We start from the raw sequence: 18,397 nt of genomic DNA, 5'->3' as shown, positions 1-18,397 counted from the left end.
GCGCCGCTGTACTTCATGTAGTCACGTCTCGTTGGACCTTCGTGATTCGTATCATCTCTCGACATAATGATTAGGCCTGCCTAAAAATATATAACTGCTTCGGAATTTAGGCACACCTTAAAACGGGGCGTTGTCATGGATTCCGAACTGCTGTTCAGTAGTGCGTCTACTGGGAGATATCGCTGTAACTTGTCTTCTGCTTCTATACGACACCGAATCAGTAGCCCACATACGCTTCAGATTCACGACGCCGGCTTCCACCGAGCTGTTTGTGTTACAGCCACGCCTGTCTATCGGCATCGAAATTCCCTACTGTTTGCCGGAATCATGGATGGGCATCGAATCGCGACTGTATCGGGAGCAGCTGAAACCTCTCGGCTATGGCTGGTAGCGACAACAGCGGATCGGGGGAACGTACAACAGTAAAGTGTCCTTGCTGTAGACACACTGGTATGGCTGACGAGGAAATCGACGACGTGGACAGAGCGATTCTGTACGCATTACAGGAGGATGCTCGAAACATGTCGTCCGGGGACATCGCAGAGCGAACCGATACGTCCGACAGCACCGTCCGCAAGCGCATCAACCATCTCGAGGCCAGCGAGGTCATCAAAGGCTACAGCGCTGACGTCGACTATCAGCAGGCGGGCTATCCGCTCCGAATGCTGCTCTACTGCACTGCGTCGATTCCCGAACGAGGCGATTTAATCCCCGAAATCCTCGATATAGACGGTGTGGTGTCGGTACAGGAACTGGTCACCGGGGAGGAGAACCTCCTCGTGACGGCTGTCGGTGAATCGGATAGCGATATCACGCCGGTCGCGCAGGCACTTCTCGATATGGGCCTGACGGTGGCCGACGAAGTACTCGTCCGGAGCCACGAGACGACGCCCTTCGGTAAGTTCGATTCCGAGAACGAGAGGTAGCTGCGGACGGAACTGCTGTCGCACGGTCGTGTCCCGGACACCTGCGTACCCGTGACTACACGGCGGGACGGCGTATGTGAGCGATTGCGCCAGCTTCGATGACGAACTGAGTTCTCTAACGGTCCACTGAACAGTTTGGTAATCCCCTCCCGTCTCGATACCCGATTAGTCCTCAGCAGCCGAACCGATGTCCGTGTGAGCAGGCCATTTGTCTTTGAAGAACTTTGCCGCGACAGGCCGCGATGTACCTTCCTAACCCATTGGCAGTGGTTTTCGCCGGAGCATCGACAACAGGACCATAATGTTCTATAATCTACTATTTTAGGAACAAATTGGTAGTATAGAAGGATTTAATAACCAGTCCGTTCGCACTAGGGGTGAAGACAACCATAATCGGTCAATCACGTCCCGTGATTACCGTGATCGGTCACGAACAACGATGTCAGGACGCAACTCAACGACGACGGTTGGATCACTCCCGGACACGACGGCTAAATCGCCGTTCGTGCCCGTCGCACTCACATGGCTCGTGTGGTCGATGGTGGCCGCGAGCATTGCTGTGCTTGCCGTCCGAATCCGAACCGGGTTCGCATGGGAGATTCCCGGCGTTGTCGCCGTCGACGGACTGACAGTTCTGATGTGGGTGGTCGTCACCTTCTTCAGCGGTATCGTTCACAGCTACTCGCGCCGCTACCTGGCAGGCAGTCGCCTCAAAACGGGCTTTTTCGCCACCGTATTCGGTTTCACGGTGGTCGTGATGGGGCTGGTCGCGGCTGACCACCTTGCCCTGTTCGGGGCGCTGTGGATCGCGATGGGATTACTGATGGCGAAACTCATCGGCATCGTCAGCGGCTGGGACCAGGCACAGGCGGCTGCGACGGTCGCCCGCAAGTACTTCCTCGCCAGCAGCGCGCTCCTCGCTGTCGCGCTGACGGCGCTGTGGTGGACGACCGATGCGACCACAGTCACCGGAGTTACGGCGGCTGCCGACGCACTCGGTGGCCCGGTGTGGCTGGTCGCCGCCGGCGCGCTCGTGCTCGCAGCGATGATTCAGTCCGCCCTGCTCCCGTTCCATGGCTGGCTCCTCTCCTCGATGACCGCACCGACGCCCGCCTCGGCGCTGATGCACGCTGGATTCGTCAACGCCGGCGGCATCCTGTTGACCCGCTTCGCGTCGGTCATCACTGTCGACCCTGCGCTCATGCTCGCAATCGTCGCCGTCGGCGGTGCAAGCGCTATCGGCGGGAAACTCCTGAAATCGGTCCAGACGGATATCAAGGGCAAACTCGGCTGTTCGACGGTCGGCCAGATGGGATTCATGATCATGCAGGCCGGCCTCGGCTTCTTCGGGGCTGCTATCACCCATCTCATCCTCCACGGCTTCTACAAGGCCTATCAGTTCCTCAGCGCTGGCGGACAGGTTGAACACACTAGCCCCAGCGAGGGAACGCCACACACGGTAGGAACGACGACGAGCATCATCGGCGTCATCGTCACACTGCTGACCGGCATCGCCGGCGGCGCAGTGTTCGCGGTGCTGACGGGGAAAGGGACGAAGGTCGACAGCGGCCTCCTACTGACGTTCTTTGTGGTATTCACGACGCTCCACGCGGCCCGTAGCGCCGTACAGCACACCTCGCTTCCGACGGCGACCCGCTACGGGGCCGTCCCAGTGGTCTTCTTCCCGGCTATCGTCATCTACGCCGCGGTCTATACGGGCGTCTCGGGGCTCATGCCTGTCAGCCCGGCAACGACCGAACTGACCCTGCTCCACGGCATTATCGCCGTCGTCTTCGTCGGCATCTACACCGGCATCGAGACCGGGGTTCACGAGCGCAGCCAGCGCCTCTACGTGGCGCTGCTGAACGCCGGTCAACCGGCAGCCGACACTGTGCTCACTGCTACGGAGGACTACAATGAGTACTGAATCCACCATCCACGACAGTATCGACACCGCAGCGACCACCGTCGGCTCCCTCTGGCCCATCCACTCGTTCGTGACGGCAAACCCCCTCGCGGGGTTCGAGGACCAGCCGTTCAGTGAGGCAGTCACGCAGGCAGCCGACCTGTTGGGCGGCCGTGGCTACCCCAGCGCGGAGACGTTCCGTGCGGCGCTACAACGCGGCCAGATAGACCCGGAGATTCTCGACGCGGAACTCTCCGAGGCCGGCTACGAGAACGACCCCGAGGTACTGCTCGACCGGATGGCCACAGCGACCGATGCCTCGAAAAGCGATTCCGACACCACCACGGACCGCGTCGACCAGGTGCTGACGAAGTGGCTGTCGGCGTTCCTCGACGAGGGGAGCGCCCACTGGTCGATGCCGAACCGCGAAGCGGGGTTCTACACCGCTTTCCGCGGAGTGGCCGAGCACGACAGCGAAATCCCCGACGAGGGGGTCATCGCTGACCTGCCCGAGGCACCGACCGAGGCCATCGAAACCGTGCTTGCGCCGTACCCGGAGAGCCAGTGGGTGCCCATTTTCGAGGAGCAACTGGCCGCTCTCCCGGGCTGGACGGGACTCATCAAGCAGCGTGCCGACGACGAGGGGGCGTGGCAGTCGGCGTACCCGATTTCACTGGCGGGGTACCTCGCGGCGCGTCTGGCTCTGCTCGATGCCGTCGGTGCTGACATCGCCCCCTCGAACGACAGCATCGACCCGGACCCGGCCGCCGAACTCGCCGGGGCGTTCCTGCGCGCCTGGGAGGCGACCTACCGCGGCGACCTCGTCGAGACCGTCGCCGCGGAGAGCCAGTCGCTCGCCGACAGTGACAAATCGGGCCGCCCGGACGCACAGATGGTCTTCTGTATCGACACGCGCTCGGAGATCATCCGCCGTCACATCGAGGCCGCGGGCGACTACGAGACCCATGGGTACGCCGGTTTCTTCGGGGTTCCGATGGAGTACCAGGGATACGACGCCGACGTGTCGGTCGACGCTTGCCCGCCGATTCTCGAACCACAACACCGCATCGCCGACGTTCCGACCGACGACGACACCCGGGAGCGCCACGACCGCTTGTGGGGCATCCGTGAGACCGCCGACGAAATCATCGAGACGCTGGAGGCCAACGCCGCCACGGCCTACGGCTTCGTCGAGACCGCCGGCAGCGGCTACGGCCTCGCGCTCGCGGCCCGCACGCTTGTCCCCGGACGCGTGCAGGAGCTATTCGACGCGGCTGACGGTACGGTCCCCGACGAACACGAGTTCTGTGACCCGCTCGTCCACCACCAGCACACCTACGCCGGTGATCTGCCGGTGGGGCTGACCACCGACGAGAAAGTCGAGTACGCCGCCACCGCGTTCGACCTGATGGGCTGGGAGACGTTCAGCCGCCTCGTCGTCTTCACCGGGCACGCCAGTGAGACGACCAACAATCCCTACGATTCGAGTCTGGACTGTGGGGCCTGCGCCGGCAACCCCGGCGGCCCGAACGCCCGCGTGCTGGCGGCGATTTGCAACGACACCGACGTCAGGACCGCGCTTCGTGACCGCGGTTTCGAAATCCCCGAAGACACCGTCTTCCTCGCCGGCGAACACAACACGACGACCGACGAAGTGGCGCTGTACGACAGCGACGTGCCCGAAAGCCACGCCGCTTCTCTCGATCAGCTGCGCGCCGACCTCACCACCGCCCGCGAGAACGCGGCCGCCGAGCGTGCCGAGTCGATGGGTGCCGACACCTCATCAGGGGTCACCGAGACGGAACGCCGCGCCGCCGACTGGGCCGAGACCCGCCCCGAGTGGGGTCTGGCCGGCAACGCCGGCTTTGTCGTCGGTCCCCGCGAACTGACGAGCGATGTCGACCTCAATGGCCGCGCGTTCCTCCACTCCTACGACTGGTCGACTGACCCTGATGGCGAGGCGCTGGAAGCGATACTCACCGGCCCGATGGTCGTCACGCAGTGGATCAACACCCAGTACTACTTCTCGACGGTTGACAACGCCGTCTACGGCAGCGGGTCGAAGGTGACCCACAACCCCGTCGGCAACGTCGGCGTCTATCAGGGCAACGGCGGCGACCTGATGACCGGGCTCCCGCTGCAGTCCCTCATGGCTGCCGACGACGACCTACACCATCAGCCGCTCCGCCTCTCGACGGTCATCCACGCGCCGGTCGCCCGCGTCAACGACGTTCTCGCCGACCATACGGAACTGATGGACTTGCTCGACAACAACTGGCTCTCGGTGACTGTCGTCGACCCCACGCAGGACCACAGCGCTTTCGAGTACGAGCGTGATCTGGAGTGGTCGCCTGTGTCTGCGCTGTCCGAAGCCGACCGTACGGAACCGACTGCCCCTGCGGCCGCAGACGACTGAACTGGGCCGAACAGCCGGTATCTGGAACCGCCGTCACGCTAACTCTTTGTCTCTCTATACTGAGTTTCAAAATAGAAAATCGCTCAGACCAACTCGTATCTACGTAGGCCTATCTCAATTACGGGTATATAAAAACACCTATGGAATATTGTGCCCCGATAGCATACGAAAGAGACACTGAGTACACGTTACTGACAAAAACCGAGTATATGAATCTATATGGCATCGACCAACTCACATCCACTTCAGTAGTGGGAGTTAGCGCGGTGTGAGTCCGACACCGTCCGCGAGCAATTCGTGGGAGCGGAGCGCGTCAGCGTGGTCGCCGACGACGTGCTGGATCATCACCTCATCGACACCGACACGATCTGACAGTTGTTCGAGAAGGTTATTGAGCGTTTCCGGGCTCCCGGAGATCGCTCGTGGCCACTCACCGGCATCCAGCGTGGCGGGCGTCGGTTCGGGCACCGCTCCGAGTTCGTCGATCGCTTCCTCGACAGATGGAGTCGTGCCAACGACCCCTCGCTCCATCCGCTTGAACGACGCTTCGGCCACGGCGCGGAGCCGCGCCGCTTCCGCGTCGGTCTCGGCACAGACCGCGTTCACTGCGACCATCCCCTGTGGCTCGTCGACGCCGCCGGCCAACTCCGACGATTCGAAGTGAGTCCGGTACTCCTCGAACGAACGGGTGGCCAACCCCGGTCGAATGAACGCGGCGAAACAGTAGCGCAGGCCGAGTTCGCCGGCCAGCGCGGCGCTCGACGGACTCGATCCGAGAACCCACGGCACAGGCGTCTCCGCATCTGAACGGGGGATTTCGAGATCACTGTACGCGTGTCCGTCCGGGTAGCTGTCGTAGAGGTGCGAAACGACGGCTTCGATTTTTTCGGCGTGGTCTTCGTCGGGGTTTCGGACGCGGCGGTCCGTCCCGAGCGCGCGGTCCACGGCCGGAGACCCGTTTGCCCGTCCAAGCCCCGCGTCGATTCGACCGGGAGCTAGGCCGTCGAGGGAGCCGAACAGCTCCGCGACTTTGAACGGGCTGTAGTGGTTGAGGAGGACCGCACCCGACCCGAGCCGGATCGAGTCGGTTTCGGCGGCGAGGTTGCCGAGCAGTACCTCGGGTGTTGTTCCGGCGAGCTTGTTTCCCATCCCGTGGTGTTCCGCCACCCAGAACCGGCAATAGCCGAGGCGTTCGGCCTGCTGTGCCGCGTCGACGGTGTTCGAATACGCGTCAGCCGCAGTTCCGTCATTCGGGACCGGAGAGAGATCGACGATTGAGAGGTCCATATCCGCCCACAACGGTGGCGAGGTTTAACCGTTCGGCTACTCACAGTGCGTGGGTATCTCACTCGGGCACACCACTCTGATGGAACGTCCCACTCGGTTATAACTGATATCTAGAAAAAGCAATAGTTTTATGCAATACTATCTTAAACAGAATGTCTCACTTCGCTATACTGGCTATCTCTGGGCAGTGTGAAGGTCGGAGAATTATATCTCTCGGGTACCTTCCGAAACTCCGGAATCCCAAATTAGTGGGACTCAAACGCCATTAGGCCGTACGTTCAGATAATATACTGCCTCATTAATTGTTTCAGAGTCGCGTCCCGAGCTCGTGGGTACAACGGACCTGCTGAAATTACTACCAATACTCAGTAACATCTGTATAGCCATCATATCGAGCTTCTTTCGGGACTATCTTGTCAATGGAGTTCCATTTACGAATCAAGTGATATCATGCCCTTGACCACAGTCGGCTCCATCGCTCGGCGGAACGCGTCGTCGATATCTTCGAGTTCGGATTCGAAGTCGATTATGCCCTCGACGTCGACTTCGCCGTCGGCTAATAGGTCGACAGCCGCGTCGTAGGTGTTCTTGTACCGGAACGAGCCGTGGACGTCGACCTCGTTGTCGATGAGTTCCAGCACGTCGATTGGGACCTCCGCTTCGCTGGCGAGTCCGACCAGAACGACCGTGCCGCCCCGACGGACCACGTCGATTGTCGACTTGATCGACGGCTCCGCGCCGGAGGCTTCGACGACCACATCAGCACCGACGCCGTCCGTGTACTCGGCGACCGCCGCATCGAGATCCGTTTCGGTAACGTCGACTGTCAGGTCCGCTCCTCGTTCTTTGGCGAACTCTAGTTTTTCCTCGACAACATCTGTCAGTATTACGTCCGTCGCGCCCGCGGCACGCGCGGCCTCCAGCACCATCAGCCCGATCGGACCGGCGCCGGTTATCAGCACTGTATCCCCGGTTCCGACGCTGCCGCGGCGGCAGGCGTGAATCCCGACCGAAAGCGGCTCGCACAACGCCCCCTCGGCAGTGGAGACCGACTCCGGTAGTGTGTAGGCGAAGTCGGCCGGCCACGAGACGTACTCGGTGAACGCGCCGTCGTGTGGCGGGGTCGCCATGAACGTCACTTTCTCACAGAGGTGATAGTCGCCGCGCTTGCAGTGGGCACAGCGCCGGCACGGAACGCCGGGTTCGAGCGCGACCCGGTCGCCCGGTTCGTGGTGCGTAACGTTCTCGCCGACTTCGACGACTTCACCGGCGCTCTCGTGTCCGAGGACGAGCGGGTCTTCGACGACGTAGTCGCCGATACGACCGTGTTCGTAGTAGTGGACGTCGGAGCCACAGATTCCAACGTCACGCACGGCAACGAGTACGTCGTCGGGCCCGGGCGACGGTCTGGGACGGTCCTCCAGTTCGAACTCATTTGGTTCTACCAGTACAGCAGTTCGCATACCTGTTGGCACGGAACAGAGCCATAAAAATACACAGGGTGGGCCGCCTCATTGGGTTGCCGTGTCCAGCTACCACTCCGCGACGCTCCCGTCCTCGTGGTGCCACACCGGGTTGTACCAGTTGACCTCTGTCTGTGCCAGTTCGCGGATGAGAGTCTCGTCGATATCGATACCGAGTCCGGGGCCGGTCGGCCGTTTGACGTAGCCGTCTTCGAACTGGAACGTCTCCGGGTCCTCCAGGACCTTGAGTCGCTGGCTCGTCGTCGGGTCGTGTAGATCGAGGTCCTGTTCGTGCAGCACGACGTTCTGGGCGCAGAACCCGACCTGCAGGCTCGCCGCGAACGCGACAGGACCGAGCGGGCAGTGCGGAACGACGGCCACGTCGAACGCTTCCGCCATCGACGCGACCTTGCGCATCTCGCTGATGCCACCGACGTGGGTCACGTCGGGCTGGAGTATCGATACCCCGTCATCGACGAGGAGCCGCTTGAAGTCATAGCGCGAATAGAACCGTTCGCCAGTCGCTATCGGGACAGTCGTCCGCTCGGCGATACTGGCAAACGAGTCGTCGTGTTCGGGGAGCAGCGGCTGGTCGATGAACATCAGATCGAACTGTTCGAGCCGCTCGACGAGATCCGCGGCCATCGGTTTCGAGACGCGGCCGTGGAAGTCGACGCCAACGAGGGCGTCGTCACCGACGGCATCACGGATTGCGGCTACACGCTCAACCGCATGATCGACAGCGTTCGGCGTCTCAATCGGCCGAAACTCCCGGGCGAAGTTGAACTTGAACGCTCTGTAGCCGCGTTCCCGGTCCTCTCTTGCGGAGACAGCCACGTCTTGCGGATCATCGCCACCGAGCCACTGGTACACGAGTAGCTTATCGCGGACGTGCCCGCCGAGCAGTTCGTGCACCGGTGCGCCGTAGTGCCGCCCCTTGATGTCCCAGAGCGCGTGGTCGATGCCCGCGAGCGCGCTCATGAGTATCGGCCCGCCGCGGAAGTACCCGCTCTGATAGAGCTTCCGCCAGTGATACTCGGTTCGGAGCGGGTCGGCCCCGAGGAGATACGCCTCGATAAGTTCGGTAACGGCGGCACGGACCGTCTCCAACCGACCCTGAACGATGGGCTCGCCCCAGCCAACGATCCCCTCGTCAGTCTCCAGTTTTAGAAGCAACCACCGCGGCGGCACGGCGAACAGTTCGAAGTCGGTGATTTGCATAGCTATGTTATCTGCGAGGGAGTACTTGTAATGACTGGCTGCCGATATCGGCCCGACAAAGACTGTAACAAAAATAGGCGTACATTTATGCTGGAGGCTACCGGAGCACCAAGCGTACGCATGAGTGTACTTGACAGTTTCTCCCTCGACGGAGAGACGGCTATCGTCACCGGTGCGGCGCAGGGTCTCGGCAAACAGATGGCGACCGGGCTCACCGAGATGGGGGCCGACGTGGCTATCGCGGACGTGAACATCGAGAAAGCGGAACGGACGGCTTCGGAACTCGACGGTGAAACGGACGTTATCGCGACGGAGGTCGACGTGACGGACGAGGCCTCGGTGGAGGCGATGGTCGAGGACGTGACCGACCGCCTCGGACCGATCGACGTCCTGGTCAACAACGCCGGTATCGTCGAGAACTCACCGGCAGAGGAGACGAGCATCGAGTCCTGGCGGCGTGTCGTGTCGGTCAACCTCGACGGTGTCTTCCTCTGTGCCAAGCACGTCGGCCAGCAGATGCTCGAACGGGGCGAGGGCCGCATCGTCAACGTCTCCTCGATGTCAGGCTTCGACGTGAACGTCCCGCAGAAGCAGGCTAGCTACAACACGACGAAAGCCGGCGTCAGGATGCTGACCCAATCTCTGGCGGTCGAGTGGGGCGATCAGGGCGTCCGCGTCAATGCCATTGCGCCCGGGTACATGCGGACCGAACTCGTCGACGAAGTGCTCGAAGAGAGCCCCGAGATGGAAGAGACGTGGCTGGAGAACACGCCGATGGGCCGACTCGGTCGACCGGAGGAACTGAAGGAACTCGTTGTCTACCTCGCGTCGGACGCGTCGTCGTTCATGACGGGGTCGACCGTCGTCATGGACGGCGGCTACACCTCGCGGTGAAAGCGTCAGGCTTCGGACGACGAGTCGTCAGTCAGTGCCGCCAATCGATCTTTTGTGTCGGCCCACTCGCCACCAGCCTGTGGCTCGTAGGTCGTCGTCTCGAACGCCGACTCGACCAACTGCCGCCCGGTTCCGATGTCAGAAACCGTTCCGGCGGCGACGGCCTGTGTGAGGACGTTGCCGACAGCCGTCGCCTCGACTGGCCCAGTCGACACCGGGCGGTCGGTGGCGTCAGCCAGTAACTGACAGAACAGTTCGTTTCTGACACCGCCGCCACCGAGAACGATGCGCGACGGCGGGTCGTCGACGACTGCCGCGAGTGCGTCGAGTTCCAGCGCCGTTTTCGCCGCCAAGCTGTCGAGCAGGCAGCGGACGATACCGCCCCGCCCCGTGGGGACGGGCTGGTCCGTCTGGCGACAGTAGGCCCGAATCTGGTCGGGCATCGGCTCGTCGATGCCGAAGGCGTCGGCGTCCGTATCGACGAGCGCGGTCCGTGGCTGAGCCTCTTCAGCGGCCGACAGCAACGCCTTGTAATCGGCCGATTCGCCGGCCTTGCGCCACGCTTCGCGGCATTCTTCGAGCAGAAAGAACCCGTTGATGTTCTTCAGGAGCCGAACGGTCCCGCCGACGCCGAGTTCGTTCGAAATGGCGTGCTCGAAGGCGGCGTCTGTCCGTACTGGTTCGTCTCGCTCGACACCGAGGATGAACCACGACCCGGTGTTGAGAAACGCGGCGTCCTCGACTAGCGGGAGACCGGCGACGGCCGCCGCCGTGTCGTGGCTCGCCGGCGTTACTATCTCCGGCGTCGAAGACAGGCCCGAAACGACGGTATCATCGACGGCCCCGAGACGTTGACCGGGTTCGGACAGGTCCGGGAGCAGGTCCGTCGGAACCGACAGCTCCTCGAGCAGGTCGGTGGCCCACATCCGCGCCTCGGGATCGACCATCTGCGTGGTCGAGGCTATCGTCACCTCGCCCGCCGGCTGGCCCCCTATCCGTGCAGAGAGGAGCTGTGGCATCATGAGCAGGCCGTCGCTCGCTTCGAGGAGTTCCGGCTCGCGTTCGGCGATGGTGTGGAGCTGCCACAGCGTGTTCGGGGTGTTCCAGTTCGTGATGCCGGTCACGTCGAACAGCCGCCGCTTCCCGACAGCCTCGAACACTTGCTCGCGCGTGGCCGTCGACTCTGGGTCGCGGTAGGAGACCGGGTCCCGGAGCAGTTCGTCGTCGGCCAGGAGTCCGAAGTCGAGCCCCCAGGTGTCGATACCGACCGTATCGAGGCTGTCGGCCTCGTGGTCGGCAGCCCGGATTCCGTCCCCGATGTGGTCGACCAGCGCGTCGACGTCCCAGACGTAGCGGCCGTCCCGTTCGACGGGTCGGTTATCGAACCGGTGGACTTCTTGCACAGCGAAGGACGACTGCGTCACCTCGCCGAGGAACACCGTCCCGCCGCTCGCGCCGATGTCGATAGCGACGTGATTCATGCTCGGATACTTTCAGGTGTGGTTCGCACGCCTGATCACTGCCCGTAGCTGTCGAGTTTGTCAGCCAACCGGTCGATCTCCTCGTCTGGGAGGATCTCCGGCTCACCGATGGCCCGGGCCTGATGGTGGATGCGCGCGCAGTACTCGACCATCAGCGCAACCGTGTAGGCGTCGTCCAGCGTTTCGTCCGCCGTCAGTACGCCGTGGTTGCGCAACAACGTGGCGTTGAACGACTCGCCCAGCGCGTCGACGGCGGCCTCGCCGAGTTTCTCGGTCGCGTGCGTTTCGTATTCGGCGACCGGCACCTCAGTCCCGATGAACGAGAGGAGGTAGTGCGATGCCGGTATCGCCTCCCCGAGCGAGGCGAACGTCGTCGCGTACGGGGAGTGGGTGTGGACGACGCCGCCGACCGCCGGTCGCTCGCGGTAGACGGCCAGGTGCATCGGAAGCTCCGTCGACGGCTCGATGTCGCCCTCGACGACTGTGCCGTCCGTCTCTACGACCGGGACGTCTTCGGGTTCGATCTCCCCGTAGGGGATTCCCGACGGGCTGATCGCGATGTGGGTCTCGTCGAGCCGGGCACTGAGGTTTCCGCCCGTCCCGGTGGTCAGATCGTCTTCGAGCAGGCTCCGGCCGTACTCGCAGATAGCGTTACGCGTCTCGTAGTGTGAAATGTCTTGCTCTGTCATGTGTCGTGTGTCGATAACTGTCGGTCGGTTGCGGCGAGTGGGATGACGACGGCGCTCGTCGTCACTCGGCGGGCTTCATCTGCTCTTCGAGCGCCATCTCCGCGTCATCTCCGAGCTGGCGCTGGTGGATCGTCTCGCCGCTGGCGGGATCGAACAGGTGCACGTCGCGGTCCGGGATCTCGACGTAGACGTGCTGCCCTTCGCTGATCGGACGCTGGCCGTCCGTCTCCACGATGAACGTCTGGTCGTGGCTCTGTGACCGCGCCTGGAGGTAGACGTAGGAGATACTCCCCATCGGTTCGACGACGTCGACGACGGCCTCGAACTCGTGGCCCAAGTTCGCCCGGTCGTGAAGCGTCATATCCTCAGGCCGGATACCGAGGACGAGTTCGTTTCGACTTCCAACAGCGGACTGCATCCGCTCTGTCAGATCGAAGTCGAAGCCGTCCGCGCGGAGCGTTCCGCCTTCGACCTTGCCTTCGAAGAAGTTCATCGACGGCGAGCCGAGGAAGCCGGCGACGAACTGGTTGGCTGGGCGGTAGAAGCATTCTAGCGGCGTTCCGACCTGCTGGAGTTCCCCGTAGTTGAGGACGACGAGTCGGTCGCCCATCGTCATTGCCTCCGTCTGGTCGTGGGTGACGTATAGCGTCGTCACGTCGAGGTCGTTCTGGAGCCGGTTGATCTCGGTGCGCATCTCCGCCCGAAGCTTCGCGTCCAGGTTCGAAAGCGGCTCGTCCATCAGGAAGACGTTCGGGTCACGGACGATTGCGCGACCGAGCGCGACGCGCTGTTGTTGTCCCCCGGAGAGTTCGCCGGGCTTGTCGTCCAACAGCATGTCGATGTCCATCATCTCGGCGGCGGACGTGACGGCGTCCTCAATCTCGTCGGCGGACATGTCCGTCGACATCTTCAGCCCGAAGGACATGTTCTCCTCGACGGTCATATTGGGGTATAGCGCGTAGTTCTGGAACACCATCGCGATGTCCCGGGCGCGCGGGCCGAGTTGGTTGACCACCTTCTCGCCGATGCGGATATCGCCCTCTGATTGCGTTTCCAGTCCCGCGACAATACGCATGAGCGTCGACTTCCCGCTCCCGGACGGACCGACGAAGACGATGAACTCGCCATCGCGGATGTCCAGCGAGACGTCGTCGACCGCGACGATTGACTCATCTCCTTCACCGAATCGCTTCGTAACGTCGTCGATTGTGATCTTTGCCATTATCTTGCCTCCGATGTACGGCTAAGTGAAGCTACCGCCGCCGCAGGGGCGTCGTTTGCGAGCGATACCTGTCGAGGTGTGGACAGCGTGGTCATTCTTTGATCACCACGCCGAAGCTGAGCCCGGCCGCGAGGTACTTGTTGACCGCGATGAGGAAGATGACGACCGGAACGATCATCGCTGTCGAGGCGGCCGCGAGCATCCCCCATTCGATCGAGCGCGAGCCGATGAACGAGTAGACGAACAGCGTCACCGGCACGGCCTCGAAGCTCGTCAGCACGAGCCCGAACAGCAGCTCGATCCACGCGAAGATGAAGCTGATGATGGCGACCGAGAAGATGCCGGGCTTGGCCGCCGGCAGGACGACCTTCCTGAAGCCCTGGAACTGGGTCGCGCCGTCGACACGGGCCGCCTCTTCCAGCGTCTCGGGGATGCCGTCGAAGAACGCTTTCATCACCCAGACGACAAGGGAGAGGTTGATGCTGACGTACATCAGTACCATCCCGATCCGCGTGTCGAACAGATTGAGCTCCCGGAAGATGATGAAGAAGGGGAGCACGACGGCAATCGGCGGGAGCATCCGCGAGGAGAGTATCCACACGAGCACGTCCCGCTCCATCGGGATGTCGTACCGCGAGAGCACGTACGCGGCGGGGACGCCGATTAACAGCACGAGGACGACCGACGCCGACACCATGACGAGGCTGTTGGCGAACGCCGCGACGAACCCGGAATCCTGGATCAACTGGATGTAGTTGTACACCGTCGGCAGGAAGATCCAGTCCGGGGGCAGCGAATTCGCTGTTCCGGGGGGCTTCAGCGACATCGAAGCCAGCCAGTACAGCGGGAACAGCACGATGAACGACCACGTCAGGAGAATCGTGTGTCGAACCACCGTGACGATGGTCTCACGCGTATCCTTGTCGAGTCGCTGTGACGCGGTCGCGGAGTCGCTATCTGTCGTCGCCATCAGTCCCACACCCCCTCGAAGCCGACCTTCGCAATGATGACGTTACACAGTGCAACGACGAGGACGAGGTAGACGACGGCGATCGCTGCGGCCACGGTGATCTGGTTGTTGATGAACATCTGTTCGTAGATGTTGATGCTCACGAGCTGGGTCGCCGTCCCGGGGCCGCCGCCCGTGAGCCCGTACACCACGCCGAACGTCCGGAACAGGTCGATCAACCGGATGAGCGTCGCAACGAACACGACTGGCTTCATGTAGGGGATGATGACGTGGACGTAGCGCCGCCACATCGGCGCACCGTCGACGCGCGACGCCTCGATGAGCGTCTTCGGCACCGACGAGAGGCCGGCGTAGAAGATGATGAACATGAACGGCGTCCAGTTCCAGGCGTCAAGCAGGATCACCGTCAGCAACGGCACGTCCGAGAGGAAGTTCGGCGCGACGAACGGCGTGCCGGTGTTTATGACGTACGGAATGATGCCGATTTCGCTGTTCAGCATGATCCGGCCGATGGTCGCGAGCGAGACGGGCGCGACGGCCATCGGAATGATGAACAACACCCGGTAGAACGACTTCGCCCGGTCGGAGCCGACGCCGGCGACGAGCGCGGCCAGGACGAACCCGAGGATAGTTTCGAGGAGCAGCGCGCTGACGACGACAGTAATCGTAATGACGAACGAGTGGATCGCGCCGCCGCGGGTGAACGCCGTCTCGAAGTTGCGCAGCCCCACGAAATCAGCTGCGAATACATCGAGTGTCGGCTCCGCGATCAGGCTGAGATACAGGTCGTAGGCACCGGGGAAGAAGGTGATCATGATCATCACCAGCACCATCGGTGCCATGAACCAGTACGGGAGGTAGTCGTTCCACAGGTCCCGAAGCCTGGCGAAGGTCGATTTGGGTGCCGTTTCCGTTTGCGTTGGTGTACTCATTTGTGGGATGTGTTGTGGCTCGGGTATGGCTTCAGTTTAATTGCTGTAGATGTCTTCTGCGATGGACGCCGCCTGGGTCATCGCCTCCTCGGCGGACTTCTGGCCGGCGATGGCGCGCTGCAGTTCCTCAGAGTACCGCTGGCCCCATTCGGGGTACTTCCGGTCGAACGGGTCCGGTGCCGCCGCTTGCAGGGATTCGAGGGTGACCTGTGCGAAGTTCTCGCCGACGCGAGAGCGGAACTCGTCGTTCTCCCAGACGGACTGTCGGACGGAGAAGGCGGCGTCGCCCTCGACGTGCATCCAGGTGTTGGTCGGCTGCGAGGACGCCCACACCATGAACAGGAACGCCTGCTCGGAGTTCTGGGCGTTTTTGGACGTGGAGATCTGCCAGTTGAACGCGTTGGGCGAGAACTGGCCGTCGGCCGGGCTGGGCACCTTCGCGATACCGATAGTGTCCGCAACTGAGGAGTCAGAGCCGGTGAGTCCGGGCCAGAACAGGTTCGCGTCGGAGACGATGTGGCCGGCGCGCCCTTCCTGCATCGTCGAGAGCACGTCCGACCAGGTCTGCGTGGACGCGCCTTCGGGACCGTAGTCCTGCAGCAGGCTGACGTACCAGTCCGCGGCGTTGATGACGCCGTCGGAGTCGAGGCCGGAATCGTCCGGGAAACTGTCCCAGAGCTCCGCGCCGTTCTGGCGCAGGAACGTGTTCAGGATGTAGATGTTCATCCCGTACCCCTTGTCGCCACGGCCGACGGTGCCGACGACGTCCGATTCGTTCTCGTGGATGGCCTGTGCGTTCTGACGGAACTCTTCGAGCGTCTCGGCGACCTCCAGGTCGTGCTTGTCGTAGAGGTCTTTGCGGTAGAACTGCGTCTGGACTTCGACGGTAATCGGCATTCCCGTCCATGTGTCGCTGTAGCCACCACCGTGGGCCTGCCACCGCGACGCCTCGAAGAGGTCGTCGGGCTCGTACCAGTCCTCGTCGAAGAGGCTGTCGTCGTCGAAGAACGGGTCGAGCGGCTGGATCCAGCCTTCCTCGCGGAACTGGTTGACGACCTGATCCATGTAGAAAACGTCGAACTGCCCGGCGCCGGTACTGACATCCGTCTGGCGCTTGGTCCGGAACTGCTGTTCGGGCAGGACGTTCCAGACGACGTCGATCCCAGTCAGTTCCTCGAAGACGGGGACTGCGGGCTTGATGGCTGAAACCCAGGGGTGCTGGACGGCCCCGATGTTGATCGAGGACCCCTCGAACTGTCGCCAGTCGATATCGGCGTCCTCGTACTCGCTGAGCGGAATCGCGAGCTCGCCATCGCTTCCGTCGGTGCTGGTTCCGCCATCGCTACCATCACTACCCCCACTTGAGCCGTCACTTCCGCTCCCATCTGAGCCATCGCCGCCTCGTGTACAGCCAGCGAGACCGCTGAGTAGTCCGACACCTGTCGCTTTCAGAAACGTCCGCCTGTTGGAGTTGGTCATGCCAGTTTGCCTCGTCACTACCGAATTACCGATGCATAATAAAGGTAATCATCTGTAAGGTAGAATACCCATCTCACTGGGGGAGATCCGATGGTTTGCAGTACTAGGACGCCTCTATCTACGAATTCCTCTGTCGCCCGATTACGGGAGACCGTGGCAAGATTTTAATACGCGGTCCGAAAACATCGATAGTACGGATCGTGGCTGAGTCCGCTGTGTGCGTCCAGCTCGGCTGGACCAGTGACAACGGGCTACGGCCCAGACCACCCATGACCCGACCCACACCAACTCACGACCGAGGTACTGCTGTAGTGACGACCGCGACCCGACCGTCGGAGGACGACTGATGCGCGCCAGCACGTTGACCGATGTCGGCGAAATTACCGTCGAAGAGCGTGACCGACCGGACCCTGCGGATGACGAGGTTCTCGTGCAGGTCGGCGCCTGTAGCGTCTGCATGACCGACTATCATATGTACCACGGCACCTTTGCCGCAGAGACACCGCTGGTCCTGGGCCACGAAGGTGCCGGGACCGTTGCGGAAGTCGGTGCCGACGTTGAGGGCTTCGCGGTCGGAGACCGCGTCGCAATCAACCCCACCGTCCCCTGTAACGCCTGCTCGTACTGCAAGAAGGGTGAGACGCACCTCTGTGAGAACAACACGAGCATCGGCGGTGCCGGTGACACCATCCTCGACGGTGCCTTCGCTGAATACGTCCGCGTCCCGGCGATCAACGTCGAGGACATCGGCGAGATGTCATTCGAACGGGCCGCGCTCGCCGAACCGCTCGCCTGCTGTGTCCACGGCGTCGAGCAGACTGACATCAAACCGGGAGACAGTGTCGGTATTATCGGCGCTGGCCCGATCGGCTTGCTGCTCCTGCAGGCGTTCCGCAATGCGGGCGCTGCCCCAATCGTGGTTTCCGAACTCGATGACGAACGGCGAGAGCTGGCTGCCGACCTCGGCGCAGATGCCGTCGTCGACCCCAACGACGAAGATCCCGAGGAAGCGATCCCTGCGGCGGCCGGCGGACCGGTCGATGTCGGCGCCGAGGCTATCGGGCTCGTCCCGACAATCAAGCAGGCCAACGCTGTGACCGCGCCCGGCGGCTCGACACTCATCTTCGGTGTCCCTGACCAAGAAGCGACAATGGAAATCAGCCCGTTCGATGTCTTCTTCGACGAGGTCGACTACCGCGGCTCGTTCTCCCTGACGACCGAGGACTTCGAGCGAGCGATAACACTGCTCAGACACGAACGCATCGACGCCGAGACGCTCATCACCGAACGTATCGGGCTCGACGATCTCCCGACAGCGTTTGAACGGATGGGCAACGCTGAGGGGCTGAAGAAAGTAGTCGTTCCAGGGGACGCCGAGTGAGCGAGTACGACCTCCTCGATACTGTCCGGAAACGCGGTCCTCGTGGCGCTTGACCACGGTATCGGTATGGAAGCAATTCACGGACTCGAACAGTACAGTCCACACTTGATGCGGTGCCCTGCAACCGGCT

The 18,397-nt window shown here is 62.3% G+C and carries 14 protein-coding genes; 5 read left to right on the top strand and 9 right to left on the bottom strand.

What is annotated here, in order from left to right:
* The first annotated feature begins 452 nt into the window (after positions 1-452).
* The 3 genes from VI234_RS11755 to VI234_RS11745 all read left to right on the top strand — a co-directional run bounded on the left by VI234_RS11755 (position 453) and on the right by VI234_RS11745 (position 5,248).
* On the top strand, positions 453-926 hold the full coding sequence (locus VI234_RS11755; RefSeq protein WP_008311919.1) for an Lrp/AsnC family transcriptional regulator: 474 nt from the start codon (positions 453-455) through the stop codon (positions 924-926).
* Positions 927-1,365: 439 nt separating this feature from the next.
* On the top strand, positions 1,366-2,853 hold the full coding sequence (locus VI234_RS11750; protein ID WP_336330106.1) for a proton-conducting transporter transmembrane domain-containing protein: 1,488 nt from the start codon (positions 1,366-1,368) through the stop codon (positions 2,851-2,853).
* Entirely contained in the window at positions 2,843-5,248 is a 2,406-nt protein-coding gene (locus VI234_RS11745; protein ID WP_336330105.1) for a DUF2309 domain-containing protein, read from the top strand. Before VI234_RS11750 ends, VI234_RS11745 begins: the two co-directional genes overlap by 11 nt.
* A 258-nt stretch (positions 5,249-5,506) precedes the next feature.
* Here the strand turns inward: VI234_RS11745 and VI234_RS11740 are convergent, their stop codons facing one another.
* The 3 genes from VI234_RS11740 to dgoD form a co-directional block, all read right to left on the bottom strand.
* Positions 5,507-6,535 carry an LLM class flavin-dependent oxidoreductase gene (locus VI234_RS11740; RefSeq protein WP_336330104.1) on the bottom strand — a complete coding sequence of 343 codons (1,029 nt, stop codon included), beginning with the start codon at positions 6,533-6,535 and terminating at the stop codon, positions 5,507-5,509.
* A gap of 431 nt (positions 6,536-6,966) precedes the next feature.
* Positions 6,967-7,998: an NAD(P)-dependent alcohol dehydrogenase gene (locus tag VI234_RS11735; RefSeq protein WP_008311926.1), complete on the bottom strand. Its 1,032-nt coding sequence runs from the start codon at positions 7,996-7,998 to the stop codon at positions 6,967-6,969.
* A gap of 69 nt (positions 7,999-8,067) precedes the next feature.
* Positions 8,068-9,219, bottom strand: coding sequence for a galactonate dehydratase (gene dgoD / locus VI234_RS11730; protein ID WP_336330103.1), 1,152 nt, complete (start codon positions 9,217-9,219; stop codon positions 8,068-8,070).
* Positions 9,220-9,339: 120 nt separating this feature from the next.
* Here dgoD and VI234_RS11725 point away from each other — a divergent pair, with 120 nt between their 5' ends.
* Positions 9,340-10,113, top strand: a complete 774-nt coding sequence (locus VI234_RS11725; protein ID WP_336330102.1) for an SDR family NAD(P)-dependent oxidoreductase — start codon at positions 9,340-9,342, stop codon at positions 10,111-10,113.
* 5 nt (positions 10,114-10,118) lie between these two features.
* Here VI234_RS11725 and VI234_RS11720 read toward each other — a convergent pair whose 3' ends face one another.
* From VI234_RS11720 to VI234_RS11695, 6 genes are all read right to left on the bottom strand, one after another.
* Positions 10,119-11,594 (bottom strand): rhamnulokinase, encoded by a 1,476-nt coding sequence (locus VI234_RS11720; protein ID WP_336330101.1) that lies wholly within the window; start codon positions 11,592-11,594, stop codon positions 10,119-10,121.
* 35 nt (positions 11,595-11,629) lie between these two features.
* Positions 11,630-12,283, bottom strand: a complete 654-nt coding sequence (locus VI234_RS11715) for a class II aldolase/adducin family protein (RefSeq protein WP_336330100.1) — start codon at positions 12,281-12,283, stop codon at positions 11,630-11,632.
* Between the two features lie 61 nt (positions 12,284-12,344).
* On the bottom strand, positions 12,345-13,505 hold the full coding sequence (locus VI234_RS11710) for an ABC transporter ATP-binding protein (RefSeq protein ID WP_336330099.1): 1,161 nt from the start codon (positions 13,503-13,505) through the stop codon (positions 12,345-12,347).
* 91 nt (positions 13,506-13,596) lie between these two features.
* A complete protein-coding gene (locus VI234_RS11705) occupies positions 13,597-14,475 on the bottom strand; it encodes a carbohydrate ABC transporter permease (protein WP_008311933.1) in 879 nt (292 codons plus the stop codon).
* Positions 14,475-15,407 (bottom strand): carbohydrate ABC transporter permease, encoded by a 933-nt coding sequence (locus tag VI234_RS11700; RefSeq protein WP_008311934.1) that lies wholly within the window; start codon positions 15,405-15,407, stop codon positions 14,475-14,477. Before VI234_RS11700 ends, VI234_RS11705 begins: the two co-directional genes overlap by 1 nt.
* A gap of 36 nt (positions 15,408-15,443) precedes the next feature.
* Positions 15,444-16,886, bottom strand: coding sequence for an ABC transporter substrate-binding protein (locus VI234_RS11695; protein WP_336330098.1), 1,443 nt, complete (start codon positions 16,884-16,886; stop codon positions 15,444-15,446).
* A gap of 346 nt (positions 16,887-17,232) precedes the next feature.
* Here VI234_RS11695 and VI234_RS11690 point away from each other — a divergent pair, with 346 nt between their 5' ends.
* Positions 17,233-18,267, top strand: coding sequence for a galactitol-1-phosphate 5-dehydrogenase (locus tag VI234_RS11690; RefSeq protein WP_336330097.1), 1,035 nt, complete (start codon positions 17,233-17,235; stop codon positions 18,265-18,267).
* The last annotated feature ends 130 nt before the right edge of the window (positions 18,268-18,397 follow it).

This window comes from Haloarcula sp. CGMCC 1.2071 (assembly GCF_037078445.1).
GTDB classification, from domain to species: Archaea; Halobacteriota; Halobacteria; order Halobacteriales; family Haloarculaceae; genus Haloarcula; species Haloarcula amylolytica.
The sequence above is the reverse complement of the archived record's forward strand: the minus strand, read 5'-3'. Positions and strand labels throughout refer to the sequence as shown.